Origin of the sequence: Amycolatopsis sp. NBC_01480 (genome assembly GCF_036227205.1) — a bacterium.
Lineage (GTDB): Bacteria > Actinomycetota > Actinomycetes > Mycobacteriales > Pseudonocardiaceae > Amycolatopsis.
Genome location: NZ_CP109442.1, coordinates 6,081,050 through 6,104,055, shown reverse-complemented (window position 1 = coordinate 6,104,055; position 23,006 = coordinate 6,081,050). Strand labels below are relative to the sequence as shown.

Annotated in this window: 20 protein-coding genes; 6 read left to right on the top strand and 14 right to left on the bottom strand. The window is 71.8% G+C overall.

What is annotated here, in order from left to right; genetic code table 11:
- Positions 1-17: 17 nt before the first annotated feature.
- Genes OG371_RS29195 through OG371_RS29185 form a run of 3 tightly spaced genes read right to left on the bottom strand, consistent with a single transcriptional unit; the run spans position 18 to position 2,941 of the window.
- Positions 18-704 carry a YoaK family protein gene (locus OG371_RS29195; protein WP_329058498.1) on the bottom strand — a complete coding sequence of 229 codons (687 nt, stop codon included), beginning with the start codon at positions 702-704 and terminating at the stop codon, positions 18-20.
- A gap of 46 nt (positions 705-750) precedes the next feature.
- Positions 751-1,779 (bottom strand): DUF4037 domain-containing protein, encoded by a 1,029-nt coding sequence (locus OG371_RS29190; RefSeq protein WP_329058496.1) that lies wholly within the window; start codon positions 1,777-1,779, stop codon positions 751-753.
- Positions 1,780-1,801: 22 nt separating this feature from the next.
- The gene (locus OG371_RS29185; protein WP_329058495.1) at positions 1,802-2,941 is read right to left on the bottom strand and encodes an amidohydrolase family protein; all 1,140 of its coding nucleotides are present in this window, start codon (positions 2,939-2,941) and stop codon (positions 1,802-1,804) included.
- Between the two features lie 168 nt (positions 2,942-3,109).
- On the opposite strand from OG371_RS29185, the gene OG371_RS29180 reads away from it, so the two are divergent.
- Positions 3,110-3,553, top strand: coding sequence for a hypothetical protein (locus OG371_RS29180; RefSeq protein ID WP_329058494.1), 444 nt, complete (start codon positions 3,110-3,112; stop codon positions 3,551-3,553).
- Between the two features lie 31 nt (positions 3,554-3,584).
- On the opposite strand, the gene OG371_RS29175 is transcribed toward OG371_RS29180, so the two are convergent.
- From OG371_RS29175 to OG371_RS29155, 5 genes are all read right to left on the bottom strand, one after another.
- Entirely contained in the window at positions 3,585-4,211 is a 627-nt protein-coding gene (locus OG371_RS29175; RefSeq protein WP_329058492.1) for a hypothetical protein, read from the bottom strand.
- Positions 4,208-4,960 carry a succinate dehydrogenase/fumarate reductase iron-sulfur subunit gene (locus tag OG371_RS29170; RefSeq protein ID WP_329058491.1) on the bottom strand — a complete coding sequence of 251 codons (753 nt, stop codon included), beginning with the start codon at positions 4,958-4,960 and terminating at the stop codon, positions 4,208-4,210. Before OG371_RS29170 ends, OG371_RS29175 begins: the two co-directional genes overlap by 4 nt.
- The gene (locus OG371_RS29165; protein ID WP_329058490.1) at positions 4,957-6,876 is read right to left on the bottom strand and encodes a fumarate reductase/succinate dehydrogenase flavoprotein subunit; all 1,920 of its coding nucleotides are present in this window, start codon (positions 6,874-6,876) and stop codon (positions 4,957-4,959) included. Before OG371_RS29165 ends, OG371_RS29170 begins: the two co-directional genes overlap by 4 nt.
- 87 nt (positions 6,877-6,963) lie before the next feature.
- Complete coding sequence (locus tag OG371_RS29160; protein WP_329058488.1) at positions 6,964-7,794, bottom strand: hypothetical protein; 831 nt, start codon at positions 7,792-7,794, stop codon at positions 6,964-6,966.
- Positions 7,791-8,078 (bottom strand): hypothetical protein, encoded by a 288-nt coding sequence (locus tag OG371_RS29155; RefSeq protein WP_329058486.1) that lies wholly within the window; start codon positions 8,076-8,078, stop codon positions 7,791-7,793. The genes OG371_RS29160 and OG371_RS29155 overlap by 4 nt, the downstream gene beginning before the upstream one ends.
- Positions 8,079-8,334: 256 nt before the next feature.
- Between OG371_RS29155 and edd the strand changes: the two genes are divergently transcribed.
- Positions 8,335-10,317 carry a phosphogluconate dehydratase gene (gene edd, locus OG371_RS29150; RefSeq protein ID WP_329058483.1) on the top strand — a complete coding sequence of 661 codons (1,983 nt, stop codon included), beginning with the start codon at positions 8,335-8,337 and terminating at the stop codon, positions 10,315-10,317.
- Positions 10,314-10,940, top strand: coding sequence for a bifunctional 4-hydroxy-2-oxoglutarate aldolase/2-dehydro-3-deoxy-phosphogluconate aldolase (gene eda / locus OG371_RS29145; protein ID WP_329058481.1), 627 nt, complete (start codon positions 10,314-10,316; stop codon positions 10,938-10,940). Before edd ends, eda begins: the two co-directional genes overlap by 4 nt.
- Positions 10,941-11,212: 272 nt before the next feature.
- Here the strand turns inward: eda and OG371_RS29140 are convergent, their stop codons facing one another.
- The 4 genes from OG371_RS29140 to OG371_RS29125 form a co-directional block, all read right to left on the bottom strand.
- Entirely contained in the window at positions 11,213-11,740 is a 528-nt protein-coding gene (locus OG371_RS29140) for a regulatory protein RecX (protein ID WP_329073292.1), read from the bottom strand.
- A gap of 195 nt (positions 11,741-11,935) precedes the next feature.
- On the bottom strand, positions 11,936-12,991 hold the full coding sequence (recA, locus tag OG371_RS29135) for a recombinase RecA (RefSeq protein ID WP_329058479.1): 1,056 nt from the start codon (positions 12,989-12,991) through the stop codon (positions 11,936-11,938).
- 269 nt (positions 12,992-13,260) lie between these two features.
- Positions 13,261-13,455, bottom strand: a complete 195-nt coding sequence (locus tag OG371_RS29130; protein ID WP_091617654.1) for a DUF3046 domain-containing protein — start codon at positions 13,453-13,455, stop codon at positions 13,261-13,263.
- A 63-nt stretch (positions 13,456-13,518) separates the two neighbouring features.
- On the bottom strand, positions 13,519-15,375 hold the full coding sequence (locus tag OG371_RS29125) for an Hsp70 family protein (protein WP_329058476.1): 1,857 nt from the start codon (positions 15,373-15,375) through the stop codon (positions 13,519-13,521).
- A gap of 61 nt (positions 15,376-15,436) precedes the next feature.
- Between OG371_RS29125 and OG371_RS29120 the strand changes: the two genes are divergently transcribed.
- From OG371_RS29120 to def, 3 genes are all read left to right on the top strand, one after another.
- Positions 15,437-15,574 (top strand): hypothetical protein, encoded by a 138-nt coding sequence (locus tag OG371_RS29120; protein WP_329058475.1) that lies wholly within the window; start codon positions 15,437-15,439, stop codon positions 15,572-15,574.
- A 68-nt stretch (positions 15,575-15,642) separates the two neighbouring features.
- The gene (locus OG371_RS29115) at positions 15,643-20,310 is read left to right on the top strand and encodes an ATP-dependent helicase (RefSeq protein WP_329058473.1); all 4,668 of its coding nucleotides are present in this window, start codon (positions 15,643-15,645) and stop codon (positions 20,308-20,310) included.
- A 56-nt stretch (positions 20,311-20,366) separates the two neighbouring features.
- Positions 20,367-20,867 carry a peptide deformylase gene (gene def, locus OG371_RS29110; protein ID WP_329058472.1) on the top strand — a complete coding sequence of 167 codons (501 nt, stop codon included), beginning with the start codon at positions 20,367-20,369 and terminating at the stop codon, positions 20,865-20,867.
- A 41-nt stretch (positions 20,868-20,908) separates the two neighbouring features.
- Here the strand turns inward: def and OG371_RS29105 are convergent, their stop codons facing one another.
- Positions 20,909-21,991, bottom strand: a complete 1,083-nt coding sequence (locus tag OG371_RS29105) for a GNAT family N-acetyltransferase (RefSeq protein WP_329058471.1) — start codon at positions 21,989-21,991, stop codon at positions 20,909-20,911.
- Positions 21,992-22,088: 97 nt separating this feature from the next.
- A complete protein-coding gene (locus OG371_RS29100; RefSeq protein ID WP_329058470.1) occupies positions 22,089-22,874 on the bottom strand; it encodes a VOC family protein in 786 nt (261 codons plus the stop codon).
- Positions 22,875-23,006: the final 132 nt, after the last annotated feature.

The window sequence follows — 23,006 nt, the reverse complement described above, 5'->3', positions numbered from 1 at the left end:
TGTTACCTCCGAAGCGATCAGGTCACCTGATCGGTCTCCTTGTGGGCCACCAGAATCCCGAGCACCACCAGCAGCACGACCAGCGCCAGCAGCAACGCCACCCACATCGAGACGTGCAGTTGCAGCACACCGCCTGCGAAGGCGCCCAGCAGCATGGCCGCGATGGCCGCCAGCTGGCGCACCGGACGGGCCCCCTTGCCGCCCGCGGCTTTGGAGTCGGCGGCCAGGCCGGTGAGGGTGCGGGTGAGCACGGTGGTCGTCAGGTCCGGGATGTCGATGCGGCGCACGGCGGCGTTCTGCAGGCCCATCGCCAGGCCGAGCACGACGATCAGCAGCTCGCTGCCCAGCCGCCCGCCCGCGCCGAGCGTCGCGGCGAGGACGACGGACACGGCCACCAGCGCCGTCTGCACCAGGGTCGAGTCCCGCAGCAGGCGGTGCCCGCGGTCGTCGACGCGGCTGATCAGCCGTCCGCCGGCCAGCGCGCCGAGCAGGAACGCCAGCACCGCGGTCACCGAGGCGACCACCGAAAGCGACGCCTCGCCCGCCGCGGCGAACCCCAGGAAGACGACGTTGCCCGTCATGTTCGCGACGAACACCCGCCCCAGTCCCAGGAAACTCACCGCGTCGACAACCCCGGTGACGAATGTCAAGGTCAGCAGCAGCCAGACGAGGTCCCGCGGCGGGGGCGGCTTCGAAACGGTCACCCCAGCAGTACAGCACCAACCGCCGCGGCCCACCCGGCGAAATCAGTCACGAGCCAGCGCGCCCGAGACGGCCCGGGTCCACGCCGGGCGTCCCAGCACATCGGTGCTGTCCACCCATTGGTCCACCGCCCCGACGCTCCCCGGCGCCAGCGCGTCGGCCGGCGTCCAGCACCCGGAACGGACGGCTGTGGAAGCCCCGCACGCCCGGGTCGAGCGGCTCCGTCAGGCCGAGGTCATTGTGTTGCGCCGCAACGGTTTCGTACGCGATCACCAGGAACCCCTCCCGCTCAGGCCACGTCGTCGCGGCCAGTGCACCGGTGAGCACGGGCGTCAGCTCAGACGCCCCAGGAAGGCGAGCGAACGCGCTGCCCAGCCACTTGCTGTACGGCGGGTACCGCCGCGCCATCAGCAGGCACAGCCGCATGAGGTCACGCACGAGCCGGGCGGCCACCACGGCCGAGCCCAGCTCGTCCCCGGCCTCGCCGCAGCGGCCGACAAACGCCTCCTCCTGCGCGATCCGCCGCCACTGCCCGGAAAGCACCTCCCGCCAGACGTCGTCGGGATACCAGCCCAGCCGGCGGCGCGCGGGACCGAGCCGCGCGAGCCCGTCGTGGAAGACGGCGCCGCCGGTCACCTCCGCGAGCGCCTGCGCGGGCGTGGCCAGCCAGTCGGCGCGGGTGATGCCACGCAACGGGTCGAAGCCGAGGCGCCCGGACAGCCAGCCGCCCAGCTCGGTGACGACGACACCGTGCCGGAGCGGCCCGTCGACCGGCGCCATCCGACGGGTCGGGTCGCCCTCGTTGTCCGCGAAGTGCGTGGAGTAGCCCAGGAATTCGCGCGGCAGCTCGCGCGCCAGCAGGTCGTCCAACTCCGGTTCGGGCTCCTGCGGGAACAGCAGCAGCCGCGGCCCCCAGTCATGGTCGGCGGACCGGGCGCTGTCGAAGCCGAGCACCTCAGAACCGGGCCCGATCAACGCCGCCGAGTGCACCAGCCCGGGACGGTGCCGGTCCAGCACCGGCCGGACCGCCTCGGCGTAGAAGCGCCGCGACAGTTCGAGTCCGGGTATGAAGTCCACAGTGTCCAGTCTGCCGATCCGGCTACCGCACTGCGAACGGATTTCGGTCCGTCACGAGCCGCCCTTGCTGCCAGACCGCACGAACGCGGCCCGCGAAGTCCGTCACGTCCACCTCCGGTCCCTGCAGCAGGACGAGATCCGCGCGCAGCCCCGGTTCGATCCGCCCGCGGTCGTCGAGCCGCAGCAGGCGGGCCGCCTCGCTCGTGGCCGCGCGCACCGCACCGGCCGCGCCGAGACCGGCCTCGGCCAGCAGCCGCAGCTCGGTCGTCAAGTCGACATGGGGCCGGGCCGCGAGGTCGGAGCCCGCCGCGATCGGGACACCCGCCGCCTGGGCCAGGTCCAGCGAACGCCGGTGCGCACGGCGCGCGTCCGGGTCGCCGTCAAGAGGCGCGAGGGTGGGCACGTACCAGCAGCCGCTCTCGCGCATCGCCGTCACCGCGGCTTCGTCGAGGAACACACCGTGCTCGATGCTGCGCACCCCGGCCCGGGCGGCGGCCGCGGCCGAACGCGCGGTGTGCGCGTGCGCCATCACGTCACGGCCGCAGCGGCCGGCCTCGTCCACCACTGCGTGCAGCTCCGCGTCCGTCGGCTCGACGCTGCGGCCCTCGCGGATCGAGGCCATCGCGCCGCTCGCGCCGAGCTTGATCCAGTCGGCGCCGGCCCGCACCATGCGCCGCACCGCCGCGCGCGCTTCGTCCGGCCCGTCGAACACGCTGTCCGGCAACGACGGGTCCGCGATCCGGTCCTTGCGCCCGGAATCGGGCTCCCACCAGTCGCCGAGCCCGCCGGTCGGCGACAGCTGCCGCAGGCTCAGGAGCAGGTCCGGCCCGGTGATCCAGCCCTCGCGCAGCGCGTGCCGGAACCCGGCGTCCGCTCCCCACGCGTCGCGCACGGTCGTCACCCCGCGCGCCAGAAGTCCACTGAGGACGGAAACCGCCTCGATCACCCGGGCGCTGCGTGGCAGCGGGTCCGGACCGGGGAAAGCGACGTGCGCGTGACAGTCGACCAAACCGGGCAGCAGCAGCCCGCCGTTGCCGTCAAAGGGATCCGGGCCGTCCACATCGGATCCGACGAACTGGATCACCCCATCGCGCAGGAGCACGTTCGCGACCTCGGTCACCCCGCGTTCGACGTCCATTACGGACACGTTCGTAATCAGCACGAGCTCACCTTAACGAAACATCAAGTAAAGGCTGGGCCCCTTCGCATTTGCCCTGCTCGTGGGTTTTTTTCCACCCAGGCCGTGCATTCCGGCGCGGTGACTGCAATACTCGGCACAGGCCGTTGATCATGAACGGCCGCTACTGGGAGATCTGGGGAAAGAGAGAACATGATGGAAAAGCTTGCGCCCAAACGCGCCCGCATCGCGTCCGTCGCCGCTGCGTTCGCGGTGACCTCGCTGCTTTCGGCGGGCCTCGCCGCGGCACCGGCTTCGGCGGCGCCGAACAGCGCAATGTGGCTCTGCAGCGGCACCGCTTCCGGGATCGTCGGCAAGTGGGGCCCGGTCTCGAAGAAGTGCTCCTACACCAGCCCGGCCAGCGGCTGGAGCGGCAAGCTCCGCGTCTACTGGAGCGTGCAGGAGAGCACCAACCAGTCCGCGTGCGTCGAGGCCCGGATGAGCAAGGCCGTGCACCCGGACGCGTGGCAGTCGGTCAGCTGCGGCACCAAGGGCACGGGCACGATCAAGTGGCCGTCGAACACGGCGTCCATGCTGGAAGTCCGCGTGAAGGCCAACCCGACCTCGCTGGCCGCGAACGTCGACTACCACATCTGACGGGCAACTGAATCCAGCGCCGGGGCGGGGCTCAGCCGAGTTCCGCCCCGGCCAGCTGGACCGTCTCCTCCGCCAGCGCGGTCAGCCCGGGTTCCTGAACCACGGCCGCGCGGGCCAGCCGCGTGATGTCGTTTACCCACCGCCCGCTCGCCGAATCGGCCACGCCGATCCGGGCGAACCCGCGGTCCAGCAGGCCGCGCGCGTCCTCGAACCGCCCGCGCGCCACGGCTTTCACCGCGCCCAGCGCGTTGGCCAGCGCGCTCGCCGGGCGGGACCACTCGTCGTCCCGAGCGGGCGCTACCGGCTCATCGAAGGCCGGATCCACGGGCGCCGAAGCCTCGCGCACAGCAAGATCAAGCCGCCAGAACAACGGCACACCAGTGAATCGCACGAACAACAGCCGCCGCATGGGCGAGTGCAAGAAGTCCGGCGACGTGCGCACCGCGGCGACCGGCCGGACCCGTTCCAGCACCGATCGCGCCTGGGCGGCACAGGCGTCGAGCCGGCCGTCCGGGACCACCCACTCCACGTCGATATCGCTGTAGCCGTCAGCGGTCCCCGCCGCGAGCGAGCCGAGCAATCCCGCGCGAGAGCCGGGGCCGGCCGCGGTCAGCGCCGCGATCACCGCCCCGGCCAGCTCGTCCCGCGCCGGCGTCACCGATCGCGGCGGAAGAGCTTGTTGCCGAGCCAGACGATCGGGTCGTACTTCTGGTCGGCGACCCGCTCCTTCATCGGGATCAGCGCGTTGTCGGTGATGTGGATGCCTTCCGGGCACACCTCGGTGCAGCACTTGGTGATGTTGCACAGGCCGAGGCCGTGCTCCTCCTGCGCGGCGTCCCGGCGGTCGGCGACGTCGAGCGGGTGCATCTCCAGTTCGGCGATCCGCATCAGGTACCGCGGCCCGGCGAAGTTCTCCTTGTTCTCCTCGTGGTCGCGCACCACGTGGCAGGTGTTCTGGCACAGGAAGCACTCGATGCACTTGCGGAACTCCTGCGAGCGCTCGACGTCCACCTGCTGCATCCGGTACTCCCCCGGCTGCAGGTCCTTCGGCGGCGTGAACGACGGAATCTCCCGCGCCTTGGCGTAGTTGAACGACACGTCGGTGACCAGGTCGCGGATCACCGGGAAGGTGCGCAGCGGCGTGACGGTGACGACCTCGTCCTCGGTGAACGTGGACATCCGCGTCATGCACAGCAGCCGCGGCTTGCCGTTGATCTCCGCCGAGCACGAGCCGCACTTGCCCGCCTTGCAGTTCCAGCGCACGGCGAGGTCCGAGACCTGGGTGGCCTGCAGGCGGTGGATGATGTCGAGCACCACCTCGCCCTCGTTCACCTCGACCTTGAAGTCCTGCAGCTCGCCGGCGGTGTCGTCACCGCGCCAGACCCGGAAACTGGCCTTGTAACTCACGAGTTCCTCCCGGGGTGGGTCTCGAGCTCGCCGTCGGTGTAGTACTTGCCCAGCTCGTCGAGCTCGAACAGCTCCAGCAGGTCCTGCCGCAGCGGGAGCTGCTCTTCCACCACCACGTCGACGTCCGGCACCGTCGGGTTGTCCCCGGCGACGGCGGAGCAGACCAGCAGCTTGTGCCGCCACTCCGCGTCCATGCCCGGATAGTCGTCGCGGGTGTGGCCGCCGCGGCTCTCGGTGCGGGTGAGCGCGGCGCGGGCCACGCATTCGCTGACCAGCAGCATGTTGCGCAGGTCGACGGCGAGGTGCCAGCCCGGGTTGAACTGCCGGTGCCCCTCCACCGTCACGCGCAGGATCCGCTGCCGGATCTCGCCGAGCTTCTCCAGCGCCTGCCGGATCTCCCCGGCCTTGCGGATGATGCCGACCAGGTCGTTCATCGACTGCTGCAGCTCGGTGTGCAGGGTGTAGGGGTTCTCGGCGACGCCCTCTTCGGGCGGGTCGAACGGCGCCAGCGCCATCTTCGCCGCAGCGTCCACATCGGACTGACCGACCGCCGGCCTGCTCTCGCCGAGCCCGCCGACGTACGCCGCCGCGCCCAGCCCGGCCCGGCGGCCGAACACCAGCAGGTCGGACAGCGAGTTGCCGCCCAGGCGGTTGGAGCCGTGCATGCCGCCGGAGCACTCGCCCGCCGCGAACAGGCCCGGCACGCTCGCCGCGCCGGTGTCCGGGTCGACCTCGATGCCGCCCATCACGTAGTGGCAGGTGGGGCCGACCTCCATGGCCTCCTTGGTGATGTCGACGTCGGCCAGCTCCTTGAACTGGTGGTACATCGACGGCAGCCGGCGCTTGATCTCCTCGGCCGGGAGCCGGCTCGCGATGTCGAGGAACACCCCGCCGTGCGGCGAGCCGCGGCCCTCCTTGACCTCCGAGTTGATCGCGCGCGCCACCTCGTCCCGCGGCAGCAGGTCCGGCGTGCGGCGGTTGTTGTCCGCGTCGGCGTACCAGCGGTCGGCCTCCTCGACGCTGTCCGCGTACTGGCCCTTGAACACCTCCGGCACGTAGCCGAACATGAACCGCTCGTCGTCGGAGTTCTTCAGCACGCCGCCGTCGCCGCGGACGCCCTCGGTCACGAGGATGCCCTTCACGCTCGGCGGCCAGACCATCCCGGTGGGGTGGAACTGGACGAACTCCATGTTGATCAGCTTCGCGCCCGCGCGCAGGGCCAGCGCGTGGCCGTCGCCGGTGTACTCCCACGAGTTCGACGTGACCTTGAACGACTTGCCGATGCCGCCCGTCGCGAGCACCACCGCGGGCGCGTCGAACAGGACGAACCGGCCGCTCTCGCGCCAGTAGCCGAACGCGCCGGCCACCGCGCCGCCGTCGAGCAGCAGCTCGGTGACGGTGCACTCGGCGAAGACCTTGATCCGCGCCTCGTAGTCACCGAACTTCGCGAAGTCCTCCTGCTGCAGCGAAACGATCTTCTGCTGCATCGTGCGGATCAGCTCGAGCCCGGTCCGGTCGCCGACGTGCGCCAGCCGCGGGTAGGTGTGCCCGCCGAAGTTGCGCTGGCTGATCCGGCCGTCGGCGGTGCGGTCGAACAGCGCGCCGTAGGTCTCCAGCTCCCAGACCCGGTCCGGCGCCTCCTTGGCGTGCAGCTCGGCCATCCGCCAGTTGTTCAGGAACTTCCCGCCGCGCATGGTGTCGCGGAAGTGCACCTGCCAGTTGTCATTGGAGTTCGCGTTGCCCATCGACGCCGCGCAGCCGCCTTCGGCCATCACAGTGTGGGCCTTGCCGAACAAGGACTTGCACACCACCGCGACGCTGTAACCCTGTTCGCGCGCTTCGATCACCGCGCGCAGACCGGCGCCGCCGGCACCGATCACCACCACGTCGTAGCTGTGCCGTTCGACCTCGGTCATGAATAGAGCCACCTCGAGAGCTGCTGGAACGCCGTTGTTCTTGATTACTGCCGGTTTTCTCTCGCGCCGCCGGTGCGGCTGCCGACGCTAGCCCACGAAACGCAGGTCCGCGATGGCGCCGCTCGACACGAGCATCACGTAGAGGTCGGTCAGCACCAGCGTGCCGAGGGTCGTCCACGCGAGGGTCATGTGGCGGGTGTTGAGTTTCGAGACCTTGGTCCACACCCAGTACCGCACCGGATGCTTCGAGAAGTGCTTGAGCCGGCCGCCGGTCACGTGCCGGCACGAGTGGCAGGACAGCGTGTACGCCCACAGCAGCACCACGTTCGCGACGATGATGATGTTGCCGAGCCCGAAGCCGAAGCCGCTCGGGCTGTGGAACGCCATCACCGCGTCGTAGGTGTTGACCAGCGAGACGATCGTTGCCACGTAGAAGAAGTAGCGGTGCACGTTCTGGATGATCAGCGGCAGCCGCGTCTCCCCCGAATACCGCGCGTGCGGCTCGGCGACCGCGCAGGCCGGCGGCGAGAACCAGACCGAGCGGTAGTACGCCTTGCGGTAGTAGTAACACGTCAGCCGGAAGCCGAGCAGGAAAGGCAGCACCAGCGCCCCGAGCGGGAGCCAGCTCGGGAAAGCGCCGAACCAGTGCCCGAAGTGGCTCGAGCCGGCGACGCAGGACGTGGAGACACAGGGCGAGTAGAACGGCGTCAGATAGTGGTAATCGGGCACCCAGTAAGCGGTGCGCACGAAGGCCCGGACCGTGGCGTAGACGATGAAAGTGGCCAGCCCCAGCACAGTGAGCAGGGGCTGCAGCCACCATCGGTCGGTCCGCAGGGTCCGGTCGGCGATCCGGGCCCGGCCCGGTGCGCGAACACCGGTGCCCTCCCGGCTGACGTCGTTGTCAGTGGGAGCGCTCACCGCTGGTCGCGCTTGTAGCCACCGACACCCTCGTCATCAGCGCCGTGCCACAGCGCCGGGTCATACGGGGTGTCCGGCACCGGGACGCGTTCGGCGGGTTTCGCCTGGGCCGGCACGGCGGGCGGGTGCCCGTCCAGGTCGGCGGTGTCGATGTCGAGCCGCTCGACGTCGTTGGCCAGCCGGCGCACGGCCGACGCGTCGCCGTACCGGGAGCGCAGGGCGCCCACACACTGCCGTAGCTGGCCAATGGTGCGCCGCAGTTCAGTGAGTTCGGTGGTGGACATCGGGTGCCTCCCTCTTCTCTGCGCTGACAGGACCGGGGTGACGATCACGTCGCCGCCTACGACTCTGCCCCGCTGTGTGCACTGTGACAAGTAGCACATCCACTAAGCCGAGAGTGATCGGGCTCACCTCTAGGGGTTTTCTGAATCGATTTTGATTCGGCGGCTCCGACCGGTTACCGTGGCTGACGTCACGTTCCTGCGACGCCAGAGCTGCCGTCCCGCGGACCCCCCACCACCAGTGAGCCGGGAGCCGGACATGAACAGCATCCCGAACCAGCCCGCCGAACCAACCCCTGTGCACCCCGTCGTCGCCGAAGTCACCGCCCGCATCGTGGAGCGCAGTGCGGCGACGCGCGGGGCCTATCTCGAACGCAGTGCCGCGGCGTATGACGAAGGACCGGTCCGCCGCGGCCTCGCCTGTAGCAACCTCGCGCACGGCTTCGCCGCGATGGACGGCGTCGACAAGGCCGCGCTGCGCGAAGCCCGCGCGCCGGGCGTCGCGATCGTTTCCTCTTACAACGACATGCTTTCCGCGCACCAGCCGATGCAGGAGTACCCGGCCTGGCTGAAGAAGTCGGTGCGCGAGGCCGGCGGCGTCGCCCAGTTCGCCGGCGGCGTGCCCGCGATGTGCGACGGGATCACGCAGGGCCGCCCGGGCATGGAGCTGTCGCTCTTCAGCCGCGAGGTGATCGCGATGGCGACGGCGATCGCGTTGTCGCACGACATGTTCGACGCCGCGCTGCTGCTGGGCGTGTGCGACAAGATCGTGCCGGGCCTGCTGGCCGGCGCGCTGTCGTTCGGGCACCTGCCGGCGATCCTCGTGCCCGCGGGGCCGATGAACTCCGGCCTGCCGAACAAGGAAAAGGCCCGCGTACGGCAGCTGTACGCCGAGGGCCTCGCGACGCGCGAAGACCTTCTCGACGCCGAAGCGGCTTCGTACCACTCCGCGGGAACCTGCACGTTTTACGGCACCGCCAACTCGAACCAGATGGTGGTCGAGGTGATGGGCCTGCACCTGCCCGGCGCCAGCTTCGTCCAGCCGAACTCGGCGCTGCGGCGGGCGCTGACCGAGGAGGCCGGGCGGCGCATGGTCCAGCTGTCGCGTGGCGATTCGTACACGCCGATTTCCCTGGTGCTGGACGAAAAGGCGCTCGTCAACGGCGTCATCGCCCTGCTGGCCACGGGCGGCTCGACCAACCACACGATGCACCTGGTCTCGATCGCCGCCGCGGCGGGCATCCAGCTGACCTGGGACGACTTCTCGGACCTGTCCGCGGTGGTGCCGCTGCTGGCGCGGGTGTACCCGAACGGCAGCGCGGACATCAACCACTTCCACGCCGCCGGCGGCATCCAGTTCCTGGTGGGCACGCTGCTGGACGCGGGGCTGCTGCACGAGGACGTGCACACCGTCGCCGGGTTCGGGCTGCGCCGCTACACGCAGGAGCCGATCCTGTCCGACGGCGAGCTGGTGTGGCGCGACGTGCCCACCCGCAGCCTCGACGAAGACGTGCTGCGCCCGGCGTGGCGGCCGTTCGCCCCGGACGGCGGGCTGCGGATGGTGGCGGGCAACCTCGGCCGGGCGGTGACCAAGGTTTCGGCCGTGGCGCCGGAGCACCGCGTGGTGCAGGCGCCGGCGCGGGTGTTCACGTCGCAGGAGGCGTTCAAGGCGGCGTTCGAGGCCGGCGAGCTGGACCGCGACGTGGTGGTCGTGCTGCGGCAGCAAGGCCCGCAGGCGAACGGGATGCCGGAGCTGCACGGCCTGACGCCGGCGCTCGGCGTGCTGATGGACCGGGGTTACCAGGTGGCGTTGCTCACCGACGGCCGCATGTCGGGCGCCTCGGGCAAGATCCCGGCGGCGATCCAGGTGACGCCGGAAGCCGCCGTGGGCGGGCCGATCGGCCGCATCGCCGACGGCGACGTGATCCGCCTCGACGCCCGTTCCGGCACGCTGGACGTGCTGGTGGGTGCCGAAGAACTCGCCCGCCGCGACCTGGTGGACGCGCCCCCGTCCGAGGCATCCTGGACCGGCACCGGGCGGGAGCTGTTCGGGGCGCTGCGCCGCGCGGTCGGTCCCGCCGACCAGGGCGCGAGCGTCTTCGGGGCGCTCACGCCGGAGCTGGACCTGTTCCGCGGGGTCCAGGGGCCGCCGCCCCGCGGCAGTGGCCCGGGGTTCGGTCCCGGAGAATTCGACCTGCCCGCTTTGGAAACCGCTTTCGAAACCCAGGAGGTCGGTCAGTGACCACCGGCACGGACCTGCTCGAGCTGTCCCCCGTGATGCCCGTCGTGGTGATCGACGACGTCGATGACGCGGTGCCTGCCGCCCGCGCCCTGCTCGCCGGCGGCATCAGGGTGATCGAGCTGACCCTGCGCACACCCGTGGCGCTCGCCGCGATCGAGCGCGTGGCCGCGGAGGTGCCGGACATCGTGATCGGCGCCGGCACCGTGACCAGCCCCGACCAGGCCAAGCAGTCCGCCGACGCGGGCGCGAAGTTCCTCGTGACGCCCGGCTCCACGGACACCGTCCTCGAAGCCGCCTTCGCCACCGGCCTGCCGTTCCTCCCGGGCGCCGCGACGGTGTCGGAAGCGATGCGGCTGGCCGAACGGGGCCTGACCGCGCTGAAGTTCTTCCCCGCGGAGGCCAGTGGCGGAGTGGACTACCTGAAGTCCATCGCCGGCCCCTTGCCGTCCCTGCGCTTCTGCCCGACCGGCGGCATCACCCCGGCCAACGCCGAGGCCTACCTGGCCCTGCCCAACGTCGGCTGCATCGGCGGCTCCTGGCTGACCCCGAAGAAGACCCTGGCCGCCAAGGACTTCGCCACGGTCGAGTCCCTCGCTGCGGAAGCCGCGAAATTCGGCGCCTGAGGTCTGGTTTTGTGCCGCCGTTCCCCGCTGTCAGTTCCGGGGAGCGGCGGTGACGGCCGGTTCTAGGGGGCAGCCCGCGCCGGTTCTTCGCCCGAGTTCGCTGTCCCTCGGGCCGGCTCTTCACCCCGGTTCTTCGCCCCGGCTTTCCGGTCTCTGCACCAGCTCTCCGCCGATTTTCCGCGCACCCCAAGGGAAATCGGGGCACCCCGGCGCCTACCCCTTGCCCACTCCCCCGACCCGCAGCACCACACGACGCCGCCACTCGCGGCCGGTCACTCGATGACAGCGTCGTCCAAGATGGTCGACTCGGCGCCATACTCGCGCAGCTCGTCCCGGATGACGGTGTAGGCCAGCCCCTGGGGGTAGCCCTTGCGGCCGAGGAAGCCGAGCAGCCGGCGGATGGCCGTCTGCTCGTCGACGTTGCCGAGGGAGCCCAGACGTTTGCGGACCAGCTCGCGGGCCCGCTGCTCCTCGGCCTCGCGGTCGACCTCGCTTGCCGCCTGGACGGCGATCTCGTCGTCAACACCCTTACGCCGCAACTCGGCGACCAGTGCGGTGCGGGAGAGACCCTGGTTCGCATGCCGGGAACGGACCCAGACCTCGGCGAACTCCGCGTCGTTGATCAGCCCCGCCCGGTCCAGCTTGCCGAGCAGGGTCTCGATCGTCGCCTCGTCGAACCCCTTGCGGTGCAAGGCCTGCCGGAGCTCTTCGCCCGTGCGGGGCCGCATGGCCAGCAGATCGAAGCAGATCTCCTTGGCCTTCTTCGCCCGCTCCTCCGGCGGCAGCTCCGCCGGATCCACCTTCGGCGCCCTCGCCACAACCGCTCCCATCACTAGAACTCAGGTGACCACGGCTGACGAACCGCGACCACCGGAACCACGGGCCTCCGCCGGGCGTCCACAATCCCGCCCGGTCAGGAGTCCGCTCTCAGGACGCCGGAAGGAGAGGTCACGGGGAACGTTCCCCGTGAACACACTCACTCCCTTCCCCTCGACTCAGAAGTCGACGGGGGCGGGCACCGCGTCGACGGCCGCGGCCTCGGCGTCGACCTGAGCGCCGATGCCCAGCTTCTCCTTGATCCGCTTCTCGATCTCGTTGGCGATGTCCGGGTTGTCGAGCAGGAACTTCCGCGCGTTCTCCTTGCCCTGGCCGAGCTGGTCGCCCTCGTAGGTGTACCAAGCGCCGGACTTGCGCAGGATGCCCTGGTCGACGCCCATGTCGATGAGCGAGCCCTCGCGGGAGATGCCGTGGCCGTAGAGGATGTCGAACTCGGCCTGCTTGAAGGGCGGCGCGACCTTGTTCTTGACGACCTTCACCCGGGTGCGGTTGCCGACCGGCTCGCCGCCGTCCTTCAGGGTCTCGATGCGGCGCACGTCGAGGCGGACCGAAGCGTAGAACTTGAGCGCCTTGCCACCGGTCGTCGTCTCCGGGGAGCCGAACATGACGCCGATCTTCTCGCGCAGCTGGTTGATGAAGATCGCGGTGGTGCCGGAGTTGTTCATCGCACCGGTCATCTTCCGCAGCGCCTGGCTCATCAGGCGGGCCTGGAGGCCGACGTGGTTGTCGCCCATCTCGCCCTCGATCTCGGCGCGCGGCACGAGCGCGGCGACCGAGTCGATGACCAGGATGTCGAGCGCGCCCGAGCGGATCAGCATGTCCGCGATCTCCAGCGCCTGCTCACCGGTGTCCGGCTGGGAGACCAGCAGCGCGTCGGTGTCCACGCCGAGCTTCTTGGCGTACTCCGGGTCCAGCGCGTGCTCCGCGTCGATGAACGCCGCGATGCCGCCGTTCCGCTGCGCGTTGGCCACCGAGTGCAGGGCGACGGTCGTCTTACCGGAGGACTCCGGGCCGTAGATCTCCACGACCCGGCCCCGCGGCAGCCCGCCGATCCCGAGCGCGACGTCGAGCGCGATCGCCCCGGTCGGGATCACGGCGATGGGGGCGCGGCCCTCTTCACCGAGGCGCATCACGGAGCCCTTGCCGTACTGCTTGTCGATCTGGGCCAGGGCGAGCTCGAGCGCCTTGTCCTTGTCGGGTGCTGCTGGTGCCATGGGAAGTCCACCTCGCTGGTTGGGCCTGTGGGGCTTGTTCGGTTGTCCAGATCAAGCTCTGGTTGGATCAAGCACTCGTTGGATCAAGCACTGTCCGGTCCGACGCTACGGGCAGGGACCGACAATTCCGGGCGCGGCGGCCGATCTGTGGATCGCTGGCCTCGGTGTGCACAACACCCTAGACGAACACCTGTTCGAGACGGGAAGCGACACGCCCTTGCGCTAGGGTTTTTCGCCCGTCCGGGTCGACGTGGCGAAGAAGCCGCAGGTCAGCGCCGCTCCGGCGGGATGTCGAAGGCGGCACACACCTCGCGCCAGATCTGCTTGGGCGGGATGCCGGAGCCCAGCGCCTGTTCGATGGTCCGGCCACCGAGCCCGCTGAACACGTGGTCGCTGGTCAGCACCGCGGCCCGGCCGGCACCGAACTCTTCAGCCATGAGCCGTCGGAAAACCGTGATACGCATCGGCCGAATGCTAGCTCGCGCGCGCCCCGGCGCCGCGAACGGCCCGTTCGCGCCGGAGCAGGCTCACTTCCCCGGCTGGACGCTCTGCTCGAAGTAGTCGGCCAGCGTGCCGGGCGTGGTCGCGGCCGCCTGGTCGCTCGAGTTCAGCTGGTAGATGAAGCCCACCAGCGGCCGGTCGGACACCGTGAACACCAGCACCGCCGAGGCCTGCCCGGCCGCGGACGAGTACCGGCCCTTGAGCCCGTTGCCCGCCCAGTCGGCCTCGGTGCGGTCGCCGCCGGCGGAGTTCAGCAGCCCGTCGGTGTACTGCTTCAGCTCGTCCGCCGAAGTGCCCTGCACGTACGTCACCTGAGTGCCCGCGCGGCCGGGCGCCGAGCAGGTCGACGTCGCGCCGAGGCTCTGCGCGGGCGCGGCGGGCCCGTTGCCCATGCCCGGTTTGCAGTCGCCGGTGTCGGCGATCGTCCCGGCGAGCTGGCGCATGCAGCCGGTGAGCCCGGCGGAATCGGCCTGGCCGGGCGTCTTGCACTCGTCGGCGGTGTAGGTCTTCACCGAGGAGCTCGAGGTCAGGAAGTACGTCAGCCCCGCGGCGAGGACCACGACCACCGCCACGGCGATCCCGATCCACAGCTTCTTCCGCCCGTTCTTCTTCGGCGGCGCGGCCTGGTCGGACAGCGAGTACGTCGGGAAGTTCGACGGCGCCGGCTGCTGCGGCGGAGGCGGCGGCGAGAACTGCTGCGGGTAGCCGGGCCGGGGCGGATAACCGCCCGGCACCGTGGCGACCGGCGGCGCGAACGGCGCCGACGCCCCGGCCGCGACCGGGCCCTCGACGTTCTGCGTCCGCATGGAAAGCCCGTCGCGCGCCACGTGCTGCGCGCCGAGGGCCACGGCCGTCTCCGGCTGGTCGAGGCTGCCCGGCACCACGCCGAGCTTCTCCGCGATCATCGAGCCGACCAGCGGCAGCCGACTCGACCCGCCGACCAGGTAGATGCCCGCGAGCCGGTCCGGCGTCAGCCCGGACGAGCGGAGCGTGCGCGAAAGCAGCTCGACGCTGCGCAGCATCGCGGGGCGGACCAGGCCCTCCAGCTCGCCGCGCGTGACCAGCACGTCCTTGAACGGCTCCGGCATCGGCACTTCGGTCTGCGGGTGCCGGGACAGCGCCTCCTTCGCGGCCTTCACGTCTTCTTGCAGCGCGCGCCGCGTACGGCGGTCCGCTGTGGACTCCGGACGCAGGAGCCGTTGCCAGCGCTGCGGGTCCGAGTGCGAGACCTCGCGGCCGACGTGCACCATCAGCGCCTGGTCCACGTCGAGCCCGCCGAGGTCGGGCAGGCCGTCCTCGGCCAGCACCACGAAGCCGTTCTGGGTGGCGCCGACGACGGCGACGTCGAAGGTGCCCGCACCGAGGTCGTAGACGGCGAGCGCCTGCCCGGGAGCGAGCGCCTTTCCGGGGAACGACGCGAAGTGCGCGGCCGCCGCGACCGGCTCGGGCACCAGCAGCACGTTCGAACCGATGCCGGCCAGGCGGGCGGCGGACAGCAGCACGTTGCGGCGCACCGGCCCCCACTGGGCGGGGTGCGTCAGCCGGACTTCGTCGGGCTGCTCGCCGCCGAGCTGGCGGGTGATCTCGTCGAGCACGCGGCGCAGGATCGCGGCCAGCGCCTCGTTCACGGGCACGACGTCGGTGCCCAGCAGCAGGGTCTGCTCGTCGATGCGGCGCTTCGGGTTGGGCTCGAAGCGGGTCGGGTCCAGGCGCGCGCGGCGCTCGGCGTCGCGGCCGACCATGATCGTGCCGTCCTCGCCGGCGAAGATCGCCGACGGCATGTTGGCCGAACCGTCCACCTCGACGACCCTCGGCGGCATGCCGTGTGCCGAAAGGACGGCGACGGTGTTGGACGTCCCGAGGTCCACCGACAGGATCCGCACAGCACTTCCCCTCGACGTAGCGGCGCTGGCGGTGATGCTCCCACGCGGACGGTCACCGTGCGTGCGGACCCGCGAAACTCGCTTCCCCTCGGCGGGCGAACGTGACGGGACCCACCATTTCGGCGGCGCCGCAGCTCGCGCGAACGGCCTGAAGGGTGTGCCCGAGGTCCTCCGGCACGGCCTCGACCAGGCGTTCTGACCGGCCGTTCGCTCTGAGCGGACCGGCCCCGGCGGCGGCCGGGACCGAAATTGTCGGGGGTGCCGCGCATGATGGACAACGTGGCAGCAGACGTGTTGGACCTCTTCTCCCCCGCGACCCGTACGTGGTTCGAGGGGGCCTTCGCCGCACCCACCGCGGCGCAGGCCGGGGCCTGGCGGGCCGCGCACGCCGGGGAACACGCCCTGGTCGTCGCCCCCACCGGGTCCGGCAAGACGCTGTCCGCATTCCTCTGGGCGCTGGACCGACTGTCGGTGGAGCCGCCGCCGGCCGAGCCGCGCAAGCGCTGCCGGATCCTGTACGTCTCGCCGCTCAAGGCGCTGGCGGTCGACGTCCAGCGAAACCTGCGCGCGCCGCTCGCCGGGATCTCGCAGGCGTCGCGGCGGCTGGGGCTGCCGGTGCCGGGGATCGAGGTCGGCATGCGCACCGGCGACACCACGGCGGCCGAGCGCCGGTCGTTCGGCAAGACGCCGCCGGACGTGCTGGTGACCACGCCGGAGTCGCTGTTCCTGATCCTCACCTCGTCGGCGCGCGAATCGCTGGCGGGGGTCGAGACGGTGATCGTCGACGAGGTGCACGCGGTCGCGGGCGGGAAGCGCGGCGCGCACCTGGCGCTGTCGCTGGAGCGGCTCGACGCGCTGCTGCCCAAGCCGGCGCAGCGGATCGGGCTGTCCGCGACCGTCCGGCCGGTCGACGAGGTGAGCGCCTTCCTCGCGGGCGGGCGCCCGGTCACGGTGGTGCAGCCGAAGCTGGCGAAGACGATCGAGGTGCGGGTCGAGGTGCCGGTCGAGGACATGGCGAACCTCGACGGGCCGGCGCCCTCGCCGATGGAGCGGCTGGACGACCTGACTTCGCTGTCTGAGTTGCCGTCGGAAGGCGGCATCGGCACGCAGGAGGAGATCGCGGGGGCCGCGGTGAAGCGGCCGTCGATCTGGCCCGCGGTCGAGGAGCGGGTGCTGGAGCTGGTCCGGGCGCACCGCTCGACCATCGTGTTCGCCAACTCCCGGCGGCTGACCGAGCGGCTCACCGCCCGGCTCAACGAGCTGGCGGCCGAGCAGACCGGGCTGCGCGCCGAAGACGCGTTCCCGGCCGAAGCGATCGGGCAGTCCGGGCTGGCCACGGGCGCGGAGCCGGTGGTCGCGCGGGCGCACCACGGGTCGATGTCGCGGGAGCAGCGCACCCACGTCGAGGAGGAACTGAAGTCCGGGCGGCTGCCGTGCGTCGTGGCGACCTCGTCGCTGGAGCTGGGCATCGACATGGGCGCGGTCGACCTGGTCGTGCAGATCGAGGCCCCGCCGACGGTCGCGTCCGGGCTGCAGCGGGTCGGCCGGGCCGGGCACCAGGTGGGCGCGGTGTCCTCCGGGGTGATGTTCCCGAAGTTCCGGGGCGACCTGGTCTCGTGCGCGGTGGTCGCGGAGCGGATGGCGGCCGGGGCGATCGAGGCCGTGCGGTACCCGCGCAACCCGCTCGACGTGCTGGCCCAGCACGTGGTCGCGATGGTGGCGCTGGAGCCGTGGACGGTGGCCGAAGTCGCGGCGCTGGTGCGGCGGGCGGCGCCGTTCGCCGCGCTGCCGGACGACGCGCTGCACGCGGTGCTGGACATGCTCGCCGGCCGGTACCCGAGCGAGGAGTTCGGCGAGCTGCGCGCACGGATCACCTGGGACCGCGTCGCCGACGAGCTGCGCGGCCGGCCCGGCTCGCAGCGGCTGGCGGTCACCTCCGGCGGCACGATCCCCGACCGCGGGCTGTTCACCGTGATGACCCCGGGCGCGGACGGCAAGCCCGGCTCGCGCGTCGGCGAGTTCGACGAGGAGATGGTGTACGAGTCGCGGGTCGGCGACACCATCCTGCTCGGCACGTCCTCGTGGCGGATCACCGAGATCACGCACGACCGCGTGCTCGTGGTGCCCGCGCCGGGGGAGCCCGCGCGGATGCCGTTCTGGAAGGGCGATGCGGCCGGGCGGCCGCTGGAGCTGGGGCGGGCGCTGGGCGCGTTCGTCCGCGAACTGTCCACATCGGACAGCGAGGCGGCCAGGGCGCGGGCCGCGGCGGCCGGGCTCGACCAGCGGGCGTGCGACAACCTGCTGGCGTACCTGGAAGAGCAGAAGTCGGCGACCCGGCACGTGCCGAACGACCGCACGATCCTGCTCGAGCGCTACCGCGACGAGCTGGGCGACTGGCGGATCGTGGTGCACTCGCCGTTCGGGGCGCAGGTGAACGCGCCGTGGGCGCTGGCCATCGCGGCCCGGCTGAGGGAGAACCGCGGGGTCGACGCACAGGTGGCGCACTCCGACGACGGCATCGTGCTGCGGCTGCCCGACGCGCTTGACTCCGACGGCGCCGAGGTGACCATCGGAGCCGACGATGTGCTGCTGGACCCGGAGGAGGTCGAGCAGCTGATCGTCGCGGAGGTCGGCGGCTCGGCGGTGTTCGCCGCCCGGTTCCGGGAGTGCGCGGCGCGGTCGCTGCTGCTGCCGCGGCGGGACCCGAGGCGCCGGACGCCGTTGTGGCAGCAGCGGCAGCGGGCCTCGCAACTGCTGTCGGTGGCGTCGAAGTACGAGCGGTTCCCCGTGGTGCTGGAGGCGATGCGGGAAGTCCTGCAGGACGTCTACGACGTGGGCGGGCTGCGGGAGCTGATGGCCGACGTCCGGGCGCGCAAGGTGCGGCTGGTGGAGGTCGAGACGCCGTCGGCCTCGCCGTTCGCGCGCAGCCTGTTGTTCGGTTACGTCGGGATGTTCCTGTACGAGACCGACGCGCCGCTGGCCGAGCGACGGGCGGCCGCGCTGTCGCTGGACTCCACGTTGCTCGCCGAACTGCTGGGCACAGAGGCGATCCGCGAGCTGCTCGACCCGGACGCGGTGCGCGAGGTGGAGCAGTCGCTGCAGCGGCTCGATCCCGAGCGTCACGCGCGGTCGGCCGAGGACGCGGCCGACCTGCTGCGGTTCCTCGGCGATCTGTCCACAGTGGAGGCGGGCGAGCGCGGGATCCGGCCGGAGTGGCTGGCGGAGCTGGAATCCGCGCGGCGGGCCATCCGGGTGCGGATCGGCGGCGAGGAGCGGTACCTGGCGATCGAGGACGCGGGCCGGGTGCGGGACGCGCTGGGGGCCGCGCTGCCGGTGGGCGTGCCGGAAGCGTTCACGGAGCCGGTCGAAGACCCGCTGGGCGACCTGCTGTCGCGGTACGCGCGGGTCCGGGGGCCGTTCCCGGCGTCGGCGGCGGCCGCGCGGTTCGGGCTGGGGTCGGCGGTGGTGGTCGGTGTGCTCGACCGGCTGACCGGGCAGGGCCGGCTGGTGCGCGGGGAGCTGAGCCCGGTCGGGCATCCGGAGACGCACGGCGTCGGCGTCGAGTACTGCGACTCGGCGGTGCTGCGGCGGCTGCGACGGGCGTCGCTGGCGCGGCTGCGCGCGGAGGTCGAGCCCGTGGAGCCGGCGGCGCTGGGCCGGTTCCTGCCCGCGTGGCACGGAATCGGCGGCCGGCTGCGGTCCGCGCCCACGGCCGACGACGTGCTGTCGGTGGTGGAGCAGCTGGCCGGCGCGCCGTTGCCGGCCAGCGCGGTCGAGTCGCTGATCCTGCCGAGCCGGCTGCCGGGGTACTCCCCCGCGCTGCTCGACGAGCTGACCACGGCGGGCGAGGTCACCTGGGCCGGGTGCGGGGCGCTGGCGGGCGGGGACGGCTGGCTGGCGCTGGCGCCGTCCGACGTCGCGGACCTGCTGCTGCCGGAGGTGGAGGAGGACCCGCCGTCGAGCCCGCTACACGAGGCCATTGTGTCCGCTTTGGACGGTGGGGCGCTGTTCTTCCGCCAGCTGGTGGACCGGGCCACGCCGCAGCTGGAGGCGCCGCCGGACGACGGCGCGGTCGTCGCCGCGCTGTGGGACCTGGTCTGGGCCGGGCTGGTCACCGGCGACACCCTGGGGCCGTTGCGCGCGCAGGTCGCCGGGCATGGCGCGCACAAGCCCCGACGGCAGGCGCCGCGCGGGCGGTACGCGCGGATGCGGGCCGGCCGCCCGCAGATGCCGTCGCGGAGCGGGCCGCCGACGGTCGCCGGGCGCTGGGCCCTGACCCCACCCCGCGAGACGGACCCGACCCGCCGGGCGCACGCGCGCACCGAAGCGTTCCTGGAGCGCCACGGCGTGCTCACCCGCGGGGCCCTCGACACCGAACGCGTCACGGGCGGGTTCTCGGGGATCTACAAGGTGCTGCGCGGAATGGAGGACGCGGGCCAGGTCGTGCGCGGTTACGTCGTCGAAGGCCTGGGTGCGGCCCAGTTCGCGGCGAAGGGCGCGGTCGACCGGCTCCGCGCGGTGTCCGGTCCTCAGAGCGAACTCTCCGGGAGCAGGCCGGGTCAGGCGGGCAGCGCGGTGGTGCTGGCCGCGGCGGACCCGGCGCAGCCGTACGGGGCGGCGTTGTCCTGGCCGGCCGCGACCGGCGACACGAAACACCGGCCGGCGCGGAAGGCCGGGGCGCTGGCGGTGCTGGTCGACGGGGTGCCGGCGTTGTACGTCGAGCGAGGTGGCAAGTCGCTGCTGAGTTTCACCGAGGAGCGGCCGGCGTTGCAGCAGGCCGCGGCGGCGTTGTCCACCGCGGTGCGGGAAGGCTGGCTCGGCCAGCTCGCCGTGCAGCGGGCCGACGGCGAGCACGCGCTGACGTCCGAGCTCGCGGAGATCCTGCAGGAGGCCGGGTTCCGCGCGACGCCGAAGGGCCTGCGGCTACGGGCGTGAGCGCCATGGTCACTAGACTTTCCGCGGACACTCGGTGACATAAGGACGTTTCGATCATGGCGATGCGCGAACTGCGCTACTTCGGTGACCCGGTGCTGAAGACGGTCTGCGATCCCGTCACCACCTTCGACAAGAAGATCGAAGCGCTGGTGAAGGACCTGCTGGACTCGGTCGAGCCCGAGGGTCGGGCCGGGCTCGCGGCGCCGCAGATCGGTGTGGGCCTGCGGGTGTTCAGCTACGACGTCGGCGGGCTCACGGGCTACGTGATCAACCCCGAGATCGTCTCGCTCTCGGAGGAGACGCACGAGATCGGCGAAGGCTGCCTGTCCGTGCCGGAGCTTTGGTTCCCGACGGTGCGCGCGAAGCACGCCGTGGTCCGGGGTGTCGACCTCCGCAACGAGCCGATCGAGGTCGAGGGCATCGACGTGCTCGCCCAGTGCCTCCAGCACGAGACCGATCACCTCGACGGCAAGCTCTACCTGGACCGTCTCACGCCCGACCACAAGAAGCAGGCCCTCCGCGAAGCCCGCGGCAAGGACTGGTTCTGGAACCGCTGATCCCGGCGGCGGTCCGGCCCGCCTGACCGCCTTGTTTCGGTTCAGCGCAGGAAGAAGCGCAGGGCCGAGGTGTCCGTGGTGGAGCGTTCCGCGCGGAGGCCGGCGCGGGCGGCGGTCCGGAGCATCGTGTCGTCGCCGGGAAGGCAGACGGCGGTGAGTTCCGCGTGGCTCGCGGCGGTGGCCAGGACGACGACCCGGGCCAGCAAGGCCGTGCCGATGCCCTTGCCCTGCCAGGCGTCCTCCACCAGCAGTGATACTTCCGCGGTGCCGTCCGGTTGCGGGATCAGCTGTCCCAGGCCGATGACGTCGCGCCCGCAGACCGCGAGAACGCTCGAACCGCGCGGGGGCGTCAGCAGTTTGTGGAGCCATCTGCGCGGCACCGTGCGCACGCCGGTGTGGTAGCGGCGGAACAGCGTTTTCATCGAACAACGCTGGTGCAGCTCGGAAACAGCGTCGGCGTCACGCGGGGTGCCGGGGCGCAGGACGACGGCGGCACCGTCCGGGCGGTCCAGCACGACCGCGCCCGAGACGTTCTGCTGGGTGGCCGCCAGCAGCCTGATCAACGCGGCCGCGCGGGTCAGCTCCAGCTCCACGAACGGTGCCCAGCGGCGGCGCGCGACCAGCACCGTGTCCGCGTCGAGCGGGAAGACCGCGCGGTGGCCGCTCTCGGTGCGGCCCGGGTTGCCCTCGGGCGCCGGGACCCGCGTGACGAGGTCGGCGGCGAGTACGTCGCGGAGCACCTCGACGAGGCGCTCGGGGTCGTCGACCGCGCGGCGGGCCGCCGACAACGCGGACGACGCCGTGTCGCGCAACTCGCGGACGTCGGCGTCGATGATGCCGGAGCACTCGCAGCCCTCGCCGCGAATGGCCTCCGCCAGCACCTCCTTGGGCAGGCCGGTGGCGGGCCGCAGCACGATCTCGTCGAGCACGCCGCCGGGCACCGGGAGCACGGTGAGGCCCAGGATGTTGCACTCGAGGTCGGCCAGGCGGATGGCGAGGCGCGCCAGTGTGCCGGGCCGGTCGTCCATCCGGACCCGGACGCGCCACGCGGACGCGGTCGGCTCCTCGGGCGGCAGCTCCGCCACCAGCGGCGTGCGGTTCGGCCGGGCTCGGAAGGTTTCCATGCCCCCACGGTCCCCGGTGGTTGTAACCGGGCCCGTCCCGCGGTGTTTCGCGTTTGTCAGCGTTCGGCGGAGTTCCGTTATCCGTTCGAAACACGGCTCAGCGGGGCGTGAGCACGCAGAACTCGTTCCCTTCGGGGTCGGCCAGCACGACCCAAGGTGTCTCGCCCTGCCCGACGTCGGCCCGCACCGCCCCGGCCGCGACCACCTGCGCGACCGCCGCCGCGTGGTCCTCCCCCACGGACGGGGCGACGTCGAGGTGCAACCGGTTCTTGCCGACCTTCTCTTCGGCCGAGCGCAGGAACTCCAGCCGCGGCCCCCGCCCGGACGGCGCCCCCAGCCCGACGATCACGTCCTCCGCCGAACACACCGGCCACCCGGTGAGCGCCGACCAGAACCCCGCCAACCGCGCCGGCTCCCCCGAGTCAACGACGATCGCCGCCACCGCGCCCGACCCCGCATACACCGCACGCGGCTCCAGTACGCAGAACTCGTTGCCCTCGGGATCGGCCAGCACCACCCACGGCACGTCGCCCTGCCCGAGATCCCGCCGTCGCGCGCCCAGCCCCAGCGCCCGCTCCACGAGCGCGACCTGATGCTCCGGCGAGGTGCTGGCGAGGTCGAGGTGGATGCGGTTCTTGGTCACCTTCGGCACCGGCGCTGGCAGGGCTGGCAGGGCTGGCGGGGCTGGCGGCGCCGATGCCGACGCTGCTGGCACTGGCACGAAGATCAGGTCAAGCTCCCACCCGTCGTCGGCGGGGGCATGGATCTCTACTTCGTCCGGGGACTCGATGGCTATCTGCCAGCCGAGCAGCGCGGACCAGAAGCCGGCCAGCTCCTGCGGGCGCGCTGCGTCGACGACCAGGTTCACCAGACGTGTGCCCATACCGCCAAGCTAGCGGCGGGCACCGACAAAAAACGCCGCCGAGGTGGGCTCGGCCGTGCGGCCGCGAGTCCTGCGACGGGTCTGCCGCCGACAAAAAGCGCCGCCGAGGTGGGTTCGGCTGTGAGGCTGCGG